At 73.2% G+C, this 18,796-nt stretch carries 19 protein-coding genes; 13 read left to right on the top strand and 6 right to left on the bottom strand.

Annotation, left to right across the window (positions count from 1 at the left end; all coding sequences use genetic code 11):
- Positions 1-101 precede the first annotated feature (101 nt).
- The 3 genes from ACEPPI_RS02615 to ACEPPI_RS02605 all read right to left on the bottom strand — a co-directional run bounded on the left by ACEPPI_RS02615 (position 102) and on the right by ACEPPI_RS02605 (position 2,276).
- Complete coding sequence (locus ACEPPI_RS02615; protein ID WP_373913611.1) at positions 102-284, bottom strand: hypothetical protein; 183 nt, start codon at positions 282-284, stop codon at positions 102-104.
- 118 nt (positions 285-402) lie between these two features.
- Positions 403-1,032 (bottom strand): response regulator, encoded by a 630-nt coding sequence (locus tag ACEPPI_RS02610; protein WP_373913610.1) that lies wholly within the window; start codon positions 1,030-1,032, stop codon positions 403-405.
- Complete coding sequence (locus ACEPPI_RS02605) at positions 1,029-2,276, bottom strand: sensor histidine kinase (protein WP_373913609.1); 1,248 nt, start codon at positions 2,274-2,276, stop codon at positions 1,029-1,031. The genes ACEPPI_RS02610 and ACEPPI_RS02605 overlap by 4 nt, the downstream gene beginning before the upstream one ends.
- A gap of 134 nt (positions 2,277-2,410) precedes the next feature.
- Here ACEPPI_RS02605 and ACEPPI_RS02600 point away from each other — a divergent pair, with 134 nt between their 5' ends.
- Both ACEPPI_RS02600 and ACEPPI_RS02595 read left to right on the top strand, forming a co-directional pair.
- Complete coding sequence (locus tag ACEPPI_RS02600; protein ID WP_373913608.1) at positions 2,411-3,499, top strand: ABC transporter permease; 1,089 nt, start codon at positions 2,411-2,413, stop codon at positions 3,497-3,499.
- The gene (locus ACEPPI_RS02595) at positions 3,496-4,188 is read left to right on the top strand and encodes an ABC transporter ATP-binding protein (RefSeq protein WP_373913607.1); all 693 of its coding nucleotides are present in this window, start codon (positions 3,496-3,498) and stop codon (positions 4,186-4,188) included. The genes ACEPPI_RS02600 and ACEPPI_RS02595 overlap by 4 nt, the downstream gene beginning before the upstream one ends.
- A 27-nt stretch (positions 4,189-4,215) precedes the next feature.
- Here ACEPPI_RS02595 and ACEPPI_RS02590 read toward each other — a convergent pair whose 3' ends face one another.
- Positions 4,216-5,541, bottom strand: coding sequence for a hypothetical protein (locus ACEPPI_RS02590; protein WP_373913606.1), 1,326 nt, complete (start codon positions 5,539-5,541; stop codon positions 4,216-4,218).
- A gap of 104 nt (positions 5,542-5,645) precedes the next feature.
- Positions 5,646-6,449: an IclR family transcriptional regulator gene (locus tag ACEPPI_RS02585; protein ID WP_266843628.1), complete on the bottom strand. Its 804-nt coding sequence runs from the start codon at positions 6,447-6,449 to the stop codon at positions 5,646-5,648.
- A gap of 334 nt (positions 6,450-6,783) precedes the next feature.
- Between ACEPPI_RS02585 and allB the strand changes: the two genes are divergently transcribed.
- From allB to ACEPPI_RS02565, 4 genes are all read left to right on the top strand, one after another.
- Positions 6,784-8,118 carry an allantoinase AllB gene (gene allB, locus ACEPPI_RS02580; protein WP_373913718.1) on the top strand — a complete coding sequence of 445 codons (1,335 nt, stop codon included), beginning with the start codon at positions 6,784-6,786 and terminating at the stop codon, positions 8,116-8,118.
- Between the two features lie 2 nt (positions 8,119-8,120).
- Entirely contained in the window at positions 8,121-9,248 is a 1,128-nt protein-coding gene (alc, locus tag ACEPPI_RS02575) for an allantoicase (protein ID WP_373913605.1), read from the top strand.
- A 230-nt stretch (positions 9,249-9,478) separates the two neighbouring features.
- Entirely contained in the window at positions 9,479-10,096 is a 618-nt protein-coding gene (locus ACEPPI_RS02570; RefSeq protein ID WP_373913604.1) for a dihydrofolate reductase family protein, read from the top strand.
- Positions 10,097-10,214: 118 nt separating this feature from the next.
- Positions 10,215-11,129 (top strand): DMT family transporter, encoded by a 915-nt coding sequence (locus ACEPPI_RS02565; protein WP_373913603.1) that lies wholly within the window; start codon positions 10,215-10,217, stop codon positions 11,127-11,129.
- A gap of 66 nt (positions 11,130-11,195) precedes the next feature.
- On the opposite strand, the gene ACEPPI_RS02560 is transcribed toward ACEPPI_RS02565, so the two are convergent.
- Positions 11,196-12,200, bottom strand: coding sequence for a Gfo/Idh/MocA family oxidoreductase (locus tag ACEPPI_RS02560; RefSeq protein ID WP_373913602.1), 1,005 nt, complete (start codon positions 12,198-12,200; stop codon positions 11,196-11,198).
- 184 nt (positions 12,201-12,384) lie between these two features.
- Here ACEPPI_RS02560 and ACEPPI_RS02555 point away from each other — a divergent pair, with 184 nt between their 5' ends.
- The 7 genes from ACEPPI_RS02555 to ACEPPI_RS02525 are packed head-to-tail and all read left to right on the top strand — an operon-like array spanning position 12,385 to position 18,561.
- On the top strand, positions 12,385-13,395 hold the full coding sequence (locus tag ACEPPI_RS02555; RefSeq protein WP_373913601.1) for a sugar ABC transporter substrate-binding protein: 1,011 nt from the start codon (positions 12,385-12,387) through the stop codon (positions 13,393-13,395).
- Complete coding sequence (locus ACEPPI_RS02550) at positions 13,392-14,429, top strand: ABC transporter permease (protein WP_373913600.1); 1,038 nt, start codon at positions 13,392-13,394, stop codon at positions 14,427-14,429. Before ACEPPI_RS02555 ends, ACEPPI_RS02550 begins: the two co-directional genes overlap by 4 nt.
- Positions 14,396-15,316: an ATP-binding cassette domain-containing protein gene (locus ACEPPI_RS02545; RefSeq protein WP_373913599.1), complete on the top strand. Its 921-nt coding sequence runs from the start codon at positions 14,396-14,398 to the stop codon at positions 15,314-15,316. Before ACEPPI_RS02550 ends, ACEPPI_RS02545 begins: the two co-directional genes overlap by 34 nt.
- Positions 15,313-16,485 (top strand): ROK family glucokinase, encoded by a 1,173-nt coding sequence (locus ACEPPI_RS02540; protein WP_373913598.1) that lies wholly within the window; start codon positions 15,313-15,315, stop codon positions 16,483-16,485. The genes ACEPPI_RS02545 and ACEPPI_RS02540 overlap by 4 nt, the downstream gene beginning before the upstream one ends.
- Positions 16,482-17,087, top strand: a complete 606-nt coding sequence (locus ACEPPI_RS02535; RefSeq protein WP_373913597.1) for a hypothetical protein — start codon at positions 16,482-16,484, stop codon at positions 17,085-17,087. Before ACEPPI_RS02540 ends, ACEPPI_RS02535 begins: the two co-directional genes overlap by 4 nt.
- Positions 17,088-17,118: 31 nt before the next feature.
- Entirely contained in the window at positions 17,119-17,751 is a 633-nt protein-coding gene (locus tag ACEPPI_RS02530; RefSeq protein WP_373913596.1) for an MBL fold metallo-hydrolase, read from the top strand.
- A gap of 30 nt (positions 17,752-17,781) precedes the next feature.
- Entirely contained in the window at positions 17,782-18,561 is a 780-nt protein-coding gene (locus tag ACEPPI_RS02525; RefSeq protein ID WP_373913595.1) for an exodeoxyribonuclease III, read from the top strand.
- The last annotated feature ends 235 nt before the right edge of the window (positions 18,562-18,796 follow it).

Below are 18,796 nucleotides of genomic sequence, written 5' to 3'. Positions count from 1 at the left end.
CGATGCTTCCCCTCGGCCCTGGCGGGCCTGGGGAGACCCCATGGCGCCGGACGCCGCGGGCCTGACGGGCGCCACTTTGACGACAGGACCTAGCGGACCGGCTACCGGCGCCCGCGGAAGTACGCGTTCGACGCCGGCCGGAACATCAGGGCCACGGCCGTCAGGACCGCCCCCACGTGCAGGGCCCGGCTCGCCCCGAAGAGCCAGTCCAGCGCGCCCGCCCGGGCCAGCGCGTCGACGGGCGAGCCGCCGTCGAGCAGGTACCCGCGGGGCTGTACGACCATCGGGGCTCGCTTCCGGGGTCGGGTACGGCGACCCCCCGATGCTCGCCCCGCCACCCCGGCGGGCACCCGCCTGCCGGCCGGTGGGGCGGGGCGGGGGACAGCCCCCTTGCGCGGTCCCCTACGGCGTACGGATCAGGCGGCGGGTCGCGGCCGCCGCGACCGCCGACGTGCGGGAGTCCACGCCGAGCTTGGCGTAGATGTGCACCAGGTGGGACTTGACCGTGGCCTGGCTGAGGAACAGCTTCTTGGAGATCTGCAGGTTCGAGAGCCCGTCCGCGACCAGCTGGAGCACCTCCAGCTCCCGCTTCGTGAGCGCCTCCGCCGGGGTGCGCATGCGGTCCATCAGCCGCAGGGCCACCGCCGGGGCCAGCGCCGACTGGCCGGCCGCGGCCGTGCGGACCGCCGCCGCCAGCTCCTCCGGCGGGGCGTCCTTCAACAGGTAGCCGGAGGCGCCCGCCTCGACTGCGGCCAGGATGTCCGCGTCCGTGTCGTAGGTGGTCAGGACCAGCACCCGGGGGCCGCCGGGCCGCGCCGTGATCGCCGCCGTGGCCGCCGAGCCGTGCATTCCGGTCCCGAACTGGAGGTCCATCAGCACCACGTCCACCGGCTCGGACGCGGCCAGTTCCACGGCCCGCTCCGCCGTCGCGGCCTCGGCGACCACCGCGAAGTCCGGTTCGGTGTCCAGTACGGCCCGCAGCCCGGCCCGCACCACCGGGTGGTCGTCGGCGAGCAGGAGACGGATGGTCACGGTGCCTCCACGGGCAACGGCAGGGTGACGGCCACGGCGGTGCCCTGGCCCGGGGCGGACTCGACGGTGAACAGCCCGCCCAGCGTCTCGGCCCGGGCGCGCATCGCCGGCAGACCGAAGCCGCCCCCGTCCGAGGCGGCCGCGGACGCCGAGGCCGGGTCGAAGCCCCGCCCGTCGTCGACCACGTCCAGGGTGACCGAGGTGTCCATGAAGGTCAGGGTGATCCCGGCGCGTCCGGCCCCCGCGTGCCGCACCACATTGGCCAGCGCCGACTGCGCGATCCGCAGCAGCGCCACCTCGTACGGGGTGGGCAGCTCCCGGGGCGTGCCGCTCACCGAGAACCGCACGAGCGGGCCGGGTGCCCCCGAGCAGAGCCGCTCCAGCGCCCCCGCCAGGGAGCCGTGCTCCAGGTCGGGGGGCGTCAGGGCCCGTACGAAGCGACGCGCCTCGGCGAGGTTCTCCTGCGCGGCCTCGCGGGCCCGGGCGATGTGCTCGGCGGCCGGGGCGTCCGGCGGGAGCGTCCGCTCGGCCGCCCGCAGCAGCAGCTGGATGGAGGACAGGCCCTGGGCGAGGGTGTCGTGGATCTCCCGGGCGAGCCGTTCGCGCTCGGCCAGGATCCCCGCGCCCCGCTCGGCGACGGCCAGCTCGGCACGGGTGGTGATGAGCTCCTCGATCAGCTCGCGGCGGCGCTCGCTCTCCCGGTACAGCGCCTGGTAGCCCAGTACGGTGGCCACCGCCACCGCCCCGCCCAGCAGCGGCCCGAGGAAGGCCCCCGGGGTCACCGCGCCGCTGTGCGCCAGGAACCCGCCGATCGCCGCGCAGGCGGTCACCACGACGGCGGCGATGCCCCAGCGGGGCCGCAGCAGGTGCAGCTCCAGGAAGTACAGCGGGAAGGCGATCCACAGCCCGTCCGGGGACACCACCAGCAGCGCCACCCACACGGCGGCCAGGGAGCCCAGCCACAGCGCCGAGGCGGCCGTCGAGCGCCCCACGGCGGGAACCAGCACCCCGGCCGCGTAGACGGCGGCCAGCAGCGCGCAGACGCCGACCACCCACCCGGCCTCCGGCGCGGAGTCGGCGACGGCCCGCCCGGCGGCCAGCGCGAGCAGCCCCGCCAGCAGGGCGTGCAGGCACAGCCGCAGGACGCGGGAGACGGGGGTCGGGGAGCGGAAGCCGGCGCCGGGGGGCGCACCGGCACGGGCACGGGCGTCGGCGCGGTCGCGGGCGCGGGAAGTGACAGACATGGCCCGACCAGCGTAAGTCGACGGCCCGGACCCCCGGTCAACCAAAAGTTCGATGTCGGGATGCCACCTTCGATACCAGGATCCCTACCGTGGCGCGATGCCCGGTGCCCACGTGGAAGACCAAGGTGGGGGACATGTTCGTCGCATGGAGAGATCTACGGTTCGCCAAGGGCCGCTTCGCCCTCATGGGCTCGGTCGTACTACTGATCACGCTGCTCGTCGGCCTGTTGTCCGGGCTCACGTCAGGCCTGGCCCGGGAGAACATCTCGGCCATCACCGGCCTGCCCGCCGGCCGGCTGGCCTTCGCAGCGCCCACCGGGGACCAGAAGGTCTCCTTCACCGGCTCCCAGCTGCCCGAGAGCGCCTGGCGCGACTGGCGGGCCAAGCCCGGCGTGACGATGGCGGAACCGCTCGGCATCCGCACCACCAACGCCGTCTCGGGTGAGCGGACCGCCGCCGTCTCCGCCTTCGGCGTCGAGCCCACCGGCCGGCTCGCGCCCGCCGGGGCCGGGCTGGGCCAGGGGAAGGTGGTCCTCACCGAGAAGGCCGCCCGGGAACTGGGCGGGCTCACCGCGGGCGGCAGGCTGAAGGTCGGCCCGCTGGAGCTGACCGTGGCCGCCGTGTCCGGTACCGCCGCCTACAGCCACACCCCGGTGGTGTGGATGGACCTGAACGACTGGCAGCGCGTCGGAAACCCCGGCGCCTCCCTCGAAACCGTCGCCACCGTCCTGGCCCTCGACGGCTCCGGCGCCGTGGACTGGGCCGCGGGCGACCGGGCCACCGGCACCCTGACGCAGACCATCGACGAGGCACTGGGTGCCATAGGGTCCTACCAGGCCGAGAACGGCTCGCTCCAGCTGATGCGCGGATTCCTCTTCGTCATCTCCGCGCTGGTCATAGGAGCCTTCTTCACCGTCTGGACGATCCAGCGCAGCGGCGACATCGCCGTGCTCAAGGCACTGGGAGCCTCCACCCCGTACCTGCTGAAGGACGCCCTGGGGCAGGCGGTGGTGATGCTGGCGATCGGCACCGGCGCCGGGACCGCGCTGGCCGCCGGCTTCGGCGCGCTGATCAGCGGGGGCGACGTGCCCTTCGTCCTCGACCCCGCCACGGTCCTCGTGCCCGCCGCGATCATGATCGCGCTCGGGGTGCTGGGCGCGGCCCTGTCCATCCGGCGGATCACCGCCGTAGACCCGCTGACCGCCCTCGGGAGCGCCCGATGACCCTCCTCGTCCACGACGTCACGCTCACCTACCCCGACGGCGACGGCCGCCTCACGGCCCTCGACCACGTGTCCCTGGAGGTTCCGGCCGGGACCCTGACCGCGATCGTGGGGCCGTCCGGCTCCGGCAAGTCCAGCCTGCTGGCCGTCGCCGCCACCCTGGTCACCCCGGACTCCGGCGCGGTCGTCGTCGCGGGCCGGGAGACCACCCGGATGGGTGCCGCCGAGAAGTCGGCCCTGCGCCGCGAGAAGATCGGCATCGTCTTCCAGCAGCCGAACCTGCTGGCCTCGCTGACCGCCGTCGAACAGCTCCAGGTGATGGCCCACCTCTCCGGCCGGCCCCCGCGGGAGCTGCGCCGCAGGGCCGTGGAGCTGCTGGACGCGGTCGGCCTGGCGGACAAGGCCGACAGGCGGCCCCACGAGCTCTCGGGCGGCCAGCGCCAGCGCGTCAACATCGCCCGCGCGCTGATGAACGAGCCCACCGTGCTGCTGGTCGACGAGCCCACCAGCGCCCTGGACCACGAGCGCGGCGCGGCCGTGCTCGACCTGCTGGTCACGCTCACGCGCGAGCGGTCCACCGCCACGGTGCTGGTCACGCACGACCACGCCCACCTGGACCGGATGGACCGCGCCGCGACCATCACGGACGGCCGCCTGGTCCAGAGGCCGGACCCGGTCGCCGCGGCGTAGCCGCCGAAGCCGTCGCGCGGCCGTTCCTCAGCGGCCGATCGGGGTGCCGCGCAGGAGTTCGAGGCGCTGGCCGGCCAGCTCCAGATGGCGGGGGTCGAGCGAGGGCAGGGCCCGCAGGAGCCGCAGGAGCTCCGGGCCCGCCTCGGCGGCCGCCGCCCGGTCCTTGAGCTGGGTCCAGCAGTACAGGGCGCCCGTGGCGGCGCCCTCGACCTCGGGGGCGTCGGGGGACTGGCGGGCCAGCCGGGTCACCCCGACTCCGGTCCACAGCCGGGTCGCGAGCCGGAAGTCGCCCGCCATGCGGGCGAGGTCGGCGCGGATCTCCGCCCAGTGGATCGCCTCCGGCGAGGCGCTCCCGTACGCCCGCAGGACGTGCGCCTCCCACGCCCGCGCGAGCGCGTCCGCCTCCGGGTGCCGGCCGGCGGTGGCCAGCGCGTGGATGTGCGGCCGGGGATCGCGCCCGCCGCCCGGAAGGTCCCGGGCGCCGTCCCCGGCGGGGGTTTCCCGTTCGGGTTCCGGGGCGTGCCCGTAGGCGGTTTCCCGTCCGGGTTCCGGGGCGTGTCCGGGCCCGCCCTCCCATCCCGGCGCGAGGCTGTGCCCGTGCCCGTGCGCGGCCCCGGCCCCGCCCTGCTCCCGGCCCTCTGCGGCCCCGGCCCGCCCCGGGGCCTGTGCCGGGCGGGCGGCGAGTTCGCGGGCCGTCGGCAGGACGAGGGTGCCCGGCGGGAGCGCGGCGCCGCCCACCGCGAGGGCGTGCAGCCGCAGGTTGTCCGGCCGCCCGGGGCTGCTGCGCAGCTGCTCGATCCACTGCCGCGTGTAGCCGCTCACCCCGTTGCCGCCGCCCGCGAACCCCGGGGGCGCCACCACCCCGTACACCTCGACGGAGGGCGGGGCGGGCAGGCTTCCGTACTCCTGGAGCAGCGGCCAGGCGGCCTTGTCCGCGGCGAGGTCCAGCAGCACGGTGGTGAGCCCCGGCGGCCTCTCGCGCAGCTCGGACCCCAGCCATTCCCACGGCAGGCCGGTGTGGCGGACGCTGGCCGCCGTGGTCCCGGCCAGGCACAGGTGCAGCCGCCGGCCGCGGCGGTCGACGGTCAGCCGCCCCGACAGGTAGACCAGCAGCGGGCCCGGTGTGGCGGCCGCCGTCCGCAGCCTCGTCAGCACGGTGTTCGGGTCGCGGGCCCCGTCGAGGTAGGTGGTGTCGCTGGGGACCGGGCTGCCCAGCAGCACCGGTACGGGAACCACGCCCAGCGCGGCCAGATTGGCGCTCGGCGCGACCTGGACGGCGCGGCGGCGCACGACGGCGTCCCCGGCTATGAGGAGTACGTGCCCCCGCTGCTGCTCCACCGTGATGCTGTGCATGAGCAGACGGTACTCATTCCACGAAGGCCCCGGTGGCCCCTCGCGCGGGTACGCGCTCGGGACGTCCGGGGCCGTTCGGGCGGGGTCGCCCCCCGTGGGGCCGGTCAGGCCGGGTTCTGGCTCTGCAGGGCCACCGACAGCTCGGCGGCCACGCCCTGCAGGATCGGTACGAAGGACTCCGCCACGGCCTCGGTGACGCGCCCCGCCGGACCCGAGATGGAGATCGCGGCGGCGGTCGGCGAGTTCGGCACCGACACGGCCAGGCAGCGGACTCCTATTTCCTGCTCGTTGTCGTCGACCGCGTAGCCCACCGCGCGGACCTGTTCCAGGGCCTCCAGGAAGCCCTCGGGGGTGGTGATGGTCTTCTCGGTCGCGGCCGGCATGCCGGTGCGGGCCAGCAGGGCGCGCACCTCGTCGGCGGGGGTGTGGGCGAGCAGGGCCTTGCCCACACCGGTGGAGTGCGGCAGCACGCGGCGGCCGACCTCGGTGAACATGCGCATGGAGTGCTTGGACGGCACCTGGGCGACGTAGACGATCTCGTCGCCGTCGAGCAGGGCCATGTTCGCCGTTTCGCCGGTCTCCTCGACCAGCCGGGCGAGGTAGGGGCGGGCCCAGGTGCCCAGGAGCCGCGAGGCGGACTCGCCGAGGCGGATCAGCCGGGGCCCGAGGGAGTACCGTCGATTGGTCTGCTGGCGCACGTAGCCGCACGCGACGAGGGTGCGCATCAGGCGGTGGATGGTCGGCAGGGGCAGTCCGCTGGCGGCGGAGAGCTCGCTGAGGCCGACTTCGCCCCCGGCGTCGGCCATGCGTTCGAGCAGATCGAAGGCGCGCTCAAGGGACTGGACGCCACCGCTGGCGGCGGTGGGCTTGGCGGAAGCGTCGGTGGTGCTGGCGCTGGACGTCGGCACGGCGCGGTCCTTTCGGTGCTGGCAGGCAAGGAAGCAGCCTACCGGTCGGTCGGCGCCGGCCCTAGAGCCGGGCCCGGCCGTCCCCGCCGGTCAGAGGGGGTTTGTCCGGTGGCGGATGTCCTCGGGAAGTTACCTGCCCGGCATCCGGTGGTGATAGCTACATTCTGGATAGTGAAATCTTAATTCCATCCTGTGGAAACATCCAATCGCGGCATGTCGGGCTGGGCGGTCCGTCCGGCGGCTCTTGACTGGCCCTCGATCGAGGTGAAGACTCCGTCAACAGAACGTTGAATTTCGCTCTGTGGAAGTAGATGGGGAGGTTCCGGTGGCCGACGTGGCTGTGGAACTGGTACTGCGCTCGACGCGCGTCATCACCCCCGAGGGGACGCGTGCCGCCTCGGTGGCCGTCGCCGGCGGGAAGATCACGGCCGTGCTCGGACACGACGCCGAAGTACCGGCCGGAGCCCGGCTGGAGGACTTCGGCGACGACGTCCTGCTCCCCGGCCTGGTGGACACCCACGTGCACGTCAACGACCCCGGCCGCACCGAGTGGGAGGGCTTCTGGACGGCGACCCGCGCGGCCGCCGCCGGCGGCATCACCACCATCCTCGACATGCCGCTCAACTCCCTCCCGCCGACCACCACGGTCGACCACCTCCGCGTCAAGCAGGAGGTCGCCCGCGCCAAGGCCCACGTGGACGTCGGCTTCTGGGGCGGCGCCCTGCCGGACAACGTCAAGGACCTGCGCCCCCTGCACGACGCCGGCGTCTACGGCTTCAAGTGCTTCCTGTCGCCCTCGGGCGTGGACGAGTTCCCGCTGCTGGACCAGGAGCAGCTGGCGACCTCGCTCGCCGAGATCACCGGCTTCGGCGGCCTGCTGATCGTGCACGCCGAGGACCCCCATCACCTGGAGTCCGCCCCGCAGAACCCGGGCCCCAAGTACGCCGACTTCCTCGCCTCCCGCCCCCAGGATGCCGAGAACACCGCGATCCACAACCTGATCGCCCAGGCGAAGCGGCTGAACGCCCGCGTGCACGTCCTGCACCTGTCCTCCGCCTCCGCGCTGCCCCTGATCGCCGCGGCCAAGGCCGAGGGCGTCCAGATCACGGTCGAGTCCTGCCCGCACTTCCTCACCCTCACCGCCGAGGAAGTCCCCGACGGCGCCACCGAGTTCAAGTGCTGCCCGCCGATCCGCGAGGCCGCCAACCAGGACGTCCTGTGGGACGCGCTCGCCGACGGCACCATCGACTGCATCGTCTCCGACCACTCGCCCTCCACCGCGGACCTGAAGACCGGCGACTTCGCCACCGCCTGGGGCGGCATCTCCTCCCTCCAGCTGGGCCTGCCGGCCATCTGGACCGAGGCCAAGAAGCGCGGACGCACCCTCGAAGAGGTCGCGCGCTGGATGTCCACCGCCCCGGCCGCACTCGCCGGACTGGCCGCCAAGGGCGCCATCGAGGCCGGCCGCGACGCCGACTTCGCCGTCCTGGCCCCCGAAGAGACCTTCACCGTTGACCCGGCGCACCTGCACCACCGCAACCAGGTCACGGCGTACGCGGGCAAGACCCTGCACGGCGTCGTGAAGTCCACCTGGCTGCGCGGTACGCAGATCGCCGACCACGGCACCCCGACCGAGCCCACGGGCCTCCTCCTTGAAAGGCAGAACTGACAGTGGCACAGCGTTCGACTGCACTGGCTTCCTTCACCGGTAACGCGAACCCGTACGGAGGCGGCGACCCGTACGCGGACTACCGCACCGCGGACTTCTCCTTCACCCAGTACGCGAACCTCGCCGCCCGTGAGCTGGGCGCCGGTGTCATCGCCGCCAACGACGAGTTCTTCGCCGAGCGCGAGAACCTCCTCATCGCCGAGGCCCCGCACTTCGACCCCGAGCACTTCGGCCACAAGGGCAAGGTCATGGACGGCTGGGAGACCCGCCGCCGCCGCGGCGTCTCCGCCGAGCAGCCCTGGCCGACCGCCGAGGACCACGACTTCGCGCTGATCCGCCTCGGCGCCCCCGGCGTCATCCGCGGCATCGTCGTGGACACCGCCCACTTCCGCGGCAACATGCCGCAGGCCGTGTCCGTCCAGGCCGCCTCGGTACCCGGCTCCCCGACCGCCGAGGAACTGCTGTCCGAGGACGTCAAGTGGACGACCCTCGTCGAGCGCACTCCCGTCGGCGGCCACGCGGCCAACGGCTTCGAGGTCGACGTCGAGCAGCGCTTCACGCACCTGCGCCTGAACCAGCACCCGGACGGCGGCGTCGCCCGCATCCGCGTCTACGGCGAGGTCCGCCCCGACCCGCAGTGGCTCGCCGCGCTCGGCACCTTCGACGTCGTCGCCCTGGAGAACGGCGGCTCGGTCGAGGACGCGTCCAACCGCTTCTACTCGCCGCCGACCAACACCATCAACCCGGGCCGCTCCCGCAAGATGGACGACGGCTGGGAGACCGCCCGCCGCCGCGACAACGGCAACGACTGGATCCGCTACCGGCTCGTCGCCGAGTCCGAGATCCGCGCCGTCGAGATCGACACGGCCTACCTCAAGGGCAACTCGGCCGGCTGGGCCTCGCTGTCCGTCAAGACGGGCGAGGACGGCGAGTGGACCGAGTTCCTGCCGCGCACCCGCCTGCAGCCCGACACCAACCACCGCTTCGTGCTCGACGCCCCGGCGGTCGGCACGCACGTGCGCATCGACATCTTCCCGGACGGCGGCTTCTCCCGGCTGCGCCTGTTCGGCTCGCTGACGGAGGCCGGCGCGGCCGCGCACGCCGCCCGTCACCAGGAGCTGGGCGGCTGACGCCACCCCGCCCGACGGACCGCCCCGGGGGCCGACACCCCCGGGGCGCGAGCACGCTCCCCCGGGGCGCACCGCACGCGGTGCGCCCCGGGGGCGTGTCCGGGCACCCCCGCGGCGGACACGCGGAGCCGGGTTCGCGCGCGCCGCACCGATGAGCTCCGGGTGGCGGGGGAGTCTGAACCGGTGCACGGCATACGGGCCGGGCGCCGACACCCAAGGAGCGCAGTGCCATGGGACAGCTGACCCTCACCACCTTCCTCACCCTCGACGGCGTGATGCAGGCCCCCGGCGGGCCCGACGAGGACCCCCGCGGCGGGTTCGAGTACGGCGGCTGGGTCGTGCCGTACGCGGACGAGGGCATGGGGGAGTTCGTGCAGGAGGTCTTCGCGCGGGCCGGGGCGTTCCTGCTCGGCCGGCGCACCTACGAGATCTTCGCCGCGTACTGGCCGCGGCACGACGACCCCGCGGACCCTGTCGCGAGCCGCCTCAACCGGCTGCCCAAGTACGTGGCCTCGACCACCCTGAAGGACCCGGGCTGGACCCCCGCCACCGTGGTGGACGGCGAGAACCTCCAGGCGGAGGTCGTCCGGGCCAAGGACGCCACCGACGGGGAGCTCCAGGTGCACGGCAGCGGACAGCTGGCGCAGTGGCTGCTCGCGCGGGACCTCGTCGAGGAGCTGCACCTGCTGGTCTTCCCCGTCTTCCTCGGCACGGGCCGCCGGCTGTTCCCGACCGGCGGGCTGCCCACCGCCTTCGCCCAGACCGCCTCGCGCACCACGGGCTCCGGCATCTCCATCCACACCTACCGGCCGACGGGCCGCGCCGCCTTCGGCACCTTCGCGGACTGAGCCCGCGCGGGGACGGCCCGCAAAACGTTCGACCGGGAAGATCGACTCGGCTACCGTGAGCCCGCATCCGTGCGAGCCGCCGCCGTCTCCACTCCCTTCCCGCCGTCGGAGCCGCCCGGTGTCCACCCTCGCCGCCCCCGCCCCCGCCCTCGCTCCCCGCCGGGCCCGGCTCGCTGACCTGCCCGTGCTGCTCGTCGCCGTCGTCTGGGGCGGCAGCTACCTCGCGGCCAAGGGGATCACGGCCCCGCACACCGTGATCGCGGTGCTGGTGCTCCGCTTCGCGCTCGTGCTGCCCGTCCTCGTCCTCGCCGGCCGGCGGCGGCTGCGGGCGCTGAGCCCCGCCCAGCTGCGCGGCGCCGGGGTGCTGGGCCTCGTACTCGGCGGGATCTTCCTGCTGGAGACCTACGGGGTGGTGCACACCTCCGCCACCAACGCCGGGCTGATCATCAGCCTGACCATGATCTTCACCCCGCTCGCCGAGTCCGCCGTCCGCCGCACCGCCCCCTCGGCCGCCTTCCTCGGCGCCGCCGGCGTCTGCGTCGCGGGGGTCGTGCTGCTCACCCAGGGCGCCGGGTTCACCGCGCCCGGCGCCGGTGACCTGCTGATCCTCGGCGCCGCCCTCGCCCGCACCGCGCACGTCCTGCTGATGGCGCGGATCAAGGCCGTCCAGGACGCGGACGCCCTCTCCCTGACCACGGTCCAGCTCGGCGGCGCCGTCCTGGTCTTCGCCCTGCTGGCGGCCCTGCCGGGGACCGGCGACTCGCCCTGGGCGGCCGCCGCCGACTTCGGGCCGGGCCAGTGGGCCGGGCTGGCCTTCCTCTCGGTCCTGTGCACCCTCTTCGCCTTCTTCGTGCAGATGTGGGCCGTCCGCAGGACCTCGCCGTCGCGGGTCAGCCTGCTCCTGGGCACCGAACCCCTGTGGGCCGCCGCCGCGGGCATCGCCCTCGGCGGCGAGCACCCGGGCCCCCTCGGCCTCACGGGCGCGGCGCTGGTCCTGGCCGGCACCGCCTGGGGACGGCGCGCCGCGGCCTGAACGAATGTCCGGGAATCGCCTCCTGGCCGGGTGATCATCCGCCCTACTGTGGCCCGCATGCCCGCCCTAGAGATCCGGGAGCTCCTCCAGCCGCACGGGGCGGCCCTCGCGCCGGGAGCGCTCGCACGCCTCCGCGATCCGGAACGCGGCCAGCCCCTCCCGGCCGTCGCAGGGGTTGGGTCCCTCGCCGCGCACCAGCTTGACGAAGGCCCCCAGCTCGGCCTCGTAAGCCGGACCGAACCGCTCCAGGAACCCGCCCCAGGGCTTGCTCGCCGGGGGCGGGCCGTGCGGTTCCGTCGAGGCGATCGGCGTACGGTCGTCCAGCCCGGAGGAGACCTGGTCCAGCTCCCCGGCGAACTCCATCCGCACGTCGTAACCGGCGCCGTTGCACCGGGTGGCGGTACTGCTGACCAGCGTCCCGTCGTCGAGCGTGAGCAGGGCCGCCGCCGTGTCCACGTCACCGGTCTCCCGGAAGACGGCGGGCCCCGCGTCCGAGCCGACCGCGTACACCTCCACGGCCTCCCGCCCGGTCACCCAGCGCACCATGTCGAAGTCGTGCACCATGCAGTCCCGGTAGAGCCCGCCGGAGGTCGCCAGGTACGCGGCGGGCGGCGGAGCGGGATCGGCCGTCATCGTCCGTACGGTGTGCAGCCGGCCCAGGGCACCCGAACGGACCAGCTCCCGCGCGGTGCGGCAGCCCGCGTCGAAGCGGCGCATGAATCCCAGCTGCAGGACCCCGCGGACGGCGGCCACCTCGCGGAGCACCGCCAGGGTGCGGTCCAGGTCCGGGGCCACGGGCTTCTCGCAGAACACCGGCAGCCCGCCGCGCACCGCGCGGACCACCAGCTCGGCGTGCCCCTCGGTGGCGCAGGCCACCACCAGCGCGTCCACGCCCCAGGAGAAGACCTGCTCGACGGAGGGCGCGGCCGTCGCCCCCAGCCGGTCGGCGAGCCGGGCGGCCCGTGCCGGGTCGGCGTCGGCCAGCAGCAGCGAACCGGCGTCCGGCCGACGGGCCAGCGCGGCCGCGTGGAAGGAGCCGATCCGGCCCGTCCCGATGAGCCCGATGCGCATGCACTCAACGTGGCCCCGTCCGGGGGAGCTGTCAATCTGCCCGCCTCCGTCGGCGGAAGGCCACGATGGTGGCGACGGCCCCGATGGGCTTCCAAGGTCGACTGTGGCGGATACTGGGCGGCTGGAACCGGAATGACCACTTTGAGAATCAGTGGCGGGTATGACGAGGGAAGGGCACGGCGACGTGGCTAGGGTTCGGACAGGGGTACGCGTCGTGGGCGCCGTGCTCGCGATGGTACTGGGAGCCTCCCTCTCGGGCTGCAGCAGCACGGGCGGCAAGCGCGCCGAGGAGCGGGCGAAGGCCGACCGGGCGGGCCGGCCCGCCGTCTCCACGCCGCGCTGGACCTTCGCGATGGTGACCCACGCGGGCGACGGCGACACCTTCTGGGACATCGTCCAGAAGGGCGCCAAGGAGGCCGCGGCGAAGGACAACATCAACTTCGTCTACTCGCACGACGACCAGGCGCAGCAGCAGGCCCAGTTCGTGCAGAACGCGATCGACCAGAAGGTCGACGGCATCGTGGTCAGCCTCGCCAAGCCCGAGGCCCTCAAGGACGTCCTCGGCAAGGCCGTCAAGGCGGGCATCCCCGTGATCACGGTCAACTCCGGATCCGAGCAGTCGGCCGCGTACGGCGCCCTGACCCACATCGGCCAGGACGAGGCGATCGCGGGCGAGGCGGTCGGCACCGAGCTGACGAAGCGCGGCCGCAAGAAGGCCGTCTGCATCCTGCACGAACAGGGCAACGTCGGCCACGAGCAGCGCTGTGCCGGGGCGAAGAAGACCTTCGGCGGAAGCATGGAGAACCTCTACGTCGAGGGCACCAACATGCCCTCCGTCCAGGCCGCCATCCAGGCCAAGCTCCAGGCCGACCCCTCCGTCGACGCGATCGTCACCCTCGGTGCCCCCTTCGCCGCCACCGCCGTCAAGGCGAAGGACGCGGCGGGCAGCAAGGCCGAGGTGGACACCTTCGACCTCAACGAGGCCGTCGCCCGTGACCTGAAGTCCGGCGCCCTCGGCTTCGCCGTGGACCAGCAGCCCTACCTCCAGGGCTACGAGGCGATCGACCTGCTGTGGCTCTACCGCTACAACGCGGACGTCCTCGGTGGCGGCCGGCCCGTGCTGACCGGGCCGCAGATCGTCACCGCGGCCGAGGCCGCCAAGCTGGAGGAGTACATCAAGCGGGGCAGCCGATGAGCGCCGGCACCGACACCGCCGAGGAACGGCTCGCGCCGGCCTCGCACCTCAAGAAGCTCCTCGCCCGCCCCGAGCTGGGCGCGGTCGTCGGGGCCGCCGCCCTCTTCGTCTTCTTCTCCTTCGCCGCCCCCAGCTTCCTGCAGGCCTCCAGCCTGAGCACGATCCTGTACTCGGCCTCCACCATCGGGATCATGGCCGTCCCGGTGGCCCTGCTGATGATCGGCGGCGAGTTCGACCTCTCCGCCGGCGTGATGGTCACCACCTCGGCGCTGGTCAGCTCGATGTTCAGCTACCAGATGACCGCCAACGTGTGGGTCGGCGTCGGGGTGTCGCTGCTGGTCACCCTGGCCATCGGCTTCTTCAACGGCTTCATGCTGACCCGCACCAGGCTCCCGAGCTTCATCATCACGCTCGGCACGTTCCTCATGCTGACCGGCCTGAACCTCGGCTTCACCAAGCTGATCAGCGGCTCGGTCTCCACCAAGACCATCGCCGACATGGAGGGATTCTCCTCGGCGCGGGCCCTGTTCGCCTCGCAGTGGAACATCGGCTCGGTCACCCTGAAGGTCACCATCCTCTGGTGGTTCGCCCTGGTGGCGGTCGCCACGTGGATCCTGCTGCGCACCCGCGCCGGGAACTGGATCTTCGCCGTGGGCGGCGGGGCCGACGCGGCCCGCGCCACCGGCGTCCCCGTGGTCAAGACCCGCATCGGCCTCTACATGGGCGTCGCGCTGTGCGCCTGGATCTCCGGGCAGCACATCCTCTTCTCCTTCGACGTGGTCCAGTCGGGGGAGGGCGTCGGCAACGAGTTCCTCTACATCATCGCCGCGGTCATCGGCGGCTGTCTGATGACCGGCGGCTACGGCTCCGCCATCGGCTCGGCCGTCGGCGCCTTCATCTTCGGCATGACCAGCAACGGCATCGTGTACGCCCAGTGGAACCCGGACTGGTTCAAGTTCTTCCTCGGCGCCATGCTCCTGCTGGCGACGCTGCTGAACGCATGGGTCCGCAAGCGGGCGGAGGAGAGCAAGTGACCACGAAGACCGCGCCCGGCCCGCAGACCGGGACCGCCCTGGTGAAGCTGACCGACGTCAGCAAGTACTACGGCAACATCCGCGCCCTCCAGGGCGTCTCCCTGGAGGTCTCCGCCGGCGAGATCACCTGCGTGCTCGGCGACAACGGCGCCGGCAAATCCACCCTCATCAAGATCATCGCGGGGCTGCACCGGCACGACGCCGGCACCTTTGAGATCGAGGGGGAGGAAACCGTGCTCGCCAACCCGCGCGCGGCCCTCGACCGCGGCATCGCCACCGTCTACCAGGACCTCGCCGTCGTCCCCCTGATGCCGGTCTGGCGCAACTTCTTCCTCGGCTCCGAGCCCACCAGGGGCCGCGGCCCCTTCCGCCGCCTCGACGTGGAGCTGATGCGCGAGACCACCCGGGCCGAACTGCTGCGCATGGGAATCGACCTGCGCGACGTCGACCAGCCCATCGGGACCCTCTCGGGCGGCGAGCGCCAGTGCGTGGCCATCGCCCGCGCCGTGCACTTCGGGGCCAAGGTGCTCGTCCTGGACGAGCCCACCGCCGCCCTCGGCGTGAAGCAGTCCGGCGTGGTCCTCAAATACGTCGCCGCCGCCCGCGACGCCGGTCTCGGGGTGGTCCTGATCACCCACAACCCGCACCACGCGTACCTGGTGGGGGACCGTTTCGTCCTCCTCAAGCGCGGCACCATGGCCGGCAGCCACACCAAGGAATCGATCACCCTGGACGAGCTCACCCGGCAGATGGCGGGCGGCTCCGAGCTGGACGAGCTGAGCCACGAGCTGGAGCGGGTGGCAGAATCAGGACGGGACACCTCGGCCGGCACCCCCGCCGGCCCCCCATCCGACTCCGCCTCCGACAGGGACGACACGACTCGATGAGCACGTACCGGGACTTCGCGCTCTCCCACCGGGGCGCGGCGCGGGGCACCGTCCTGCGGACCGTCGGGACGCGGGAGCGCCGCTCGCTGCTGACCGCCCCGCGCGTCCCGACCGTCGGCATCGACATCGGCGGCACCAAGGTGATGGCCGGCGTCGTCGACGCCGACGGGGTCATCCTGGAGAAGATCCGCACCGAGACCCCCGACAAGTCCAAGAGCCCCAAGGTCGTCGAGGACACCATCGTCGAGCTGGTCCTGGACCTCTCCGACCGGCACGACGTGCACGCGGTGGGCATCGGCGCCGCCGGCTGGGTCGACGCCGACCGCTCCCGCGTGCTCTTCGCCCCGCACCTGGCCTGGCGCGACGAGCCGCTGCGCGACGCCCTGCAGTCCCGCCTCGCGGTCCCGGTCATGGTCGACAACGATGCCAACACCGCCGCCTGGGCGGAATGGCGCTTCGGCGCGGGCCGCGGCGAGGACCACCTGGTCATGATCACCCTGGGCACCGGCATCGGCGGGGCCATCCTGGAGGGCGGGCAGGTCAAGCGCGGCCGCTACGGGGTGGCGGGAGAGTTCGGCCACATGCAGGTCGTCCCGGGCGGCCACCGCTGCCCCTGCGGCAACCGCGGCTGCTGGGAGCAGTACAGCTCCGGCAACGCCCTCGTCCGCGAGGCCCGCGAGCTGGCCGCCGCCGACTCGCCGGTCGCGTACAACATCATCGCCCGCGTCGGCGGCAACGTCTCGGAGATCACCGGACCGCTGATCACCGAGCTGGCCCGCGAGGGCGACGCCATGTGCGTGGAGCTCCTCCAGGACATCGGCCAGTGGCTCGGCGTGGGCATCGCCAACCTCGCCGCCGCCCTCGACCCCTCCTGCTTCGTCATCGGCGGCGGGGTCAGCGCTGCCGACGACCTCCTCATCGGACCCGCCCGGGACGCCTTCCGCCGCCACCTCACCGGCCGCGGCTACCGCCCCGAGGCGCGCATCGCCAAGGCCCAGCTCGGCCCCGAGGCGGGCATGGTCGGCGCCGCCGACCTCGCCAGGCTCGTCGCCCGCCGCTTCCGCCGCGCCACGCGCCGGCGCGTCGAGCGGTACGAGCGCTACGCGCAGTTCGGCCTGCGCACCGCCACGGGCCCGACACCGCCCCAGGAACCCAAGGACCAGCAGTGACACCGCCCACCTCCCTGCCCAGACAGGCGTCCGCCCCCGAGGCGGAGGAGCACCGCCCGCCCGCCGCCGGGGAACGCGGGAGCCGCCGCGAGACGGTCCGGCGCCGCTGGATCACCGCGCTCATCATCCTGCTGCTCGTCGGCGTCCCGGCGGGCTACCTCGCCGTCTCCGCCCAGCAGAGCCGCGCCAGCGGCAAGGACAAGGCGGCCCGGGTCGGAGCCGTCAAGGTCCGTCCGGACTGGCCGTCCACGGTGCAGCGCAGCATCTACGAGGTCCCGATCCCCGAGTCGGGGGCCTCCTCGGTCGGCTACCTGGAGACCAACAACTGGCACACCAGCCGGCTGTACGTCCAGTTCCAGGTCACGCCGCAGGCGCTGGACTCCTTCCTCGCCGACGTGGGCACCAGCCGGGCCGCCCTCACCCCCGGCGTGTCGGTCTCCGAACGCGACGCCAAGGTCGCGGGCTGGAGCTGGAGCCCGAAGCACAAGTGGTCCGGGGTCACCGTCGAGGCCGAGGACCCGCGCCCCACCCGGGACGTCACGGTCGACTTCGCCAACCCGCGCGCCCCCCGCGTCTACGTGGTCTCCACCACCGTCCCGTAGATCCGGCCGGGCAGCCCCTAGGGTGAGCCCCATGAAGCTCACCAAACGGCTGCACTCCTGCGTCCAGTTGGAGAAGGACGGGCAGACGCTCGTCATCGACCCGGGCGCCTTCAGCGAAGCGGACGCGGGCCTCGGCGCCGACGTCCTGCTGGTCACCCACGAACACCCCGACCACTTCGAGGAGGGCCGGATCCGCGCCGCCCTCGACGCGAACCCGGCGGCGCGGCTGTGGACCCCGCGCAGCGTCGCGGAGAAGCTCTCCGCCGCCTATCCCGGCCGGGTGCACGCCGTGGGGCACGGGGACGCCTTCGAGGCCGCCGGCTTCGAGGTCCGGGTGCTCGGTGAGCTGCACGCCGTGATCCATCCGGACATCCCGCGGATCACCAACGTGGGTTTCCTCGTGGACGCTTCCCTCTTCCACCCGGGGGACGCGCTGACCGTCCCGGACGCGCCCGTCGACACCCTGATGCTCCCGGTGCACGCCCCCTGGAACAAGATCTCCGAAGTGATCGACTACGTCCGCGAGGTCAAGCCGCGCCAGGCGATCGACATCCACGACGCCTACCTCTCAGACATCGCCCGGCCGATCTACGACACGGCCCTGGGCAACCTCGGCGGAGCCCCCCACCACCGGCTCGGGGCGGGCGAGAGCGCCGCGCTCTGACTGTCGGTGCCGGGCGGTAGGTTTGACGGCATGCGTATCGCCACGTTCAACGTCAACTCGATCACCGCCCGGCTGCCGCGCCTGCTGGCCTGGCTGGAGACCTCCGGCACCGACGTGCTCTGCATCCAGGAGACGAAGTGCTCGGCGGAGCAGTTCCCCGCCGCCGAGCTGCGCGAGCTGGGCTACGAGTCGGCCGTCAACGCCACCGGCCGGTGGAACGGCGTGGCCCTGCTCTCCCGGGTCGGCCTGGAGGACGTCGTCACGGGGCTTCCCGGCGGCCCGGACTACGAGGGCGTGCAGGAGCCCCGCGCCATCTCCGCGACCTGCGGCGGCGTCCGCGTCTGGTCCGTGTACGTGCCCAACGGCCGCGAGGTCGAGCACGACCACTACGGCTACAAGCTGGAGTGGTTCCGCGCCCTTGCGGGCGCCGTCGCCGAAGACGCGGCCGGACCGCGCCCGTTCGCCGTGCTCGGCGATTTCAACGTCGCGCCCACCGACGAGGACGTGTACGACCCGTCGGTCTTCGAGGGCCTCACCCACGTCACCCCCGCCGAGCGGACCGCCCTGGAGACCCTGCGCGCGACCGGTCTCTCCGACGTCTTCCCGCGCGCCCTCAAGTACGACCGCCCGTACACCTTCTGGGACTACCGGATGCTCGCCTTCCCCAAGAACAAGGGCATGCGCATCGACCTCGTCTACGGGAACGAGCCCTTTGCCAAGGCCGTCAAGGACGCCTACGTCGACCGCGAGGAACGCAAGGGCAAGGGCGCGTCGGACCACGCCCCGGTCGTCGTCGACCTGGACCTTTGACGCTCTCCCCCGTGAACGGGGGAGATTCCCACCGTGCCGCCGCTGTTTCCAGCACGTGCGTAGTGGTTCCTGCTTCATCACCCACTGCCCGGCGTGCCGGGTCTTATACGGGCTCCACAGGCGTTTTACGTGTCCGGACGTCCCTCGGCCACGATGCGCCGTCCTTCACGGCGGATGTTGCGTTCGGCGTTCTCGTCCCGGTCGTGGACTGTTCCGCAGGAGCATGTCCACTTCC

The sequence above is a fragment of the Streptomyces sp. AB3(2024) genome (assembly GCF_041862025.1).
Taxonomy (GTDB): Bacteria; Actinomycetota; Actinomycetes; order Streptomycetales; family Streptomycetaceae; genus Streptomyces.
The sequence above is the reverse complement of the archived record's forward strand: the minus strand, read 5'-3'. Positions and strand labels throughout refer to the sequence as shown.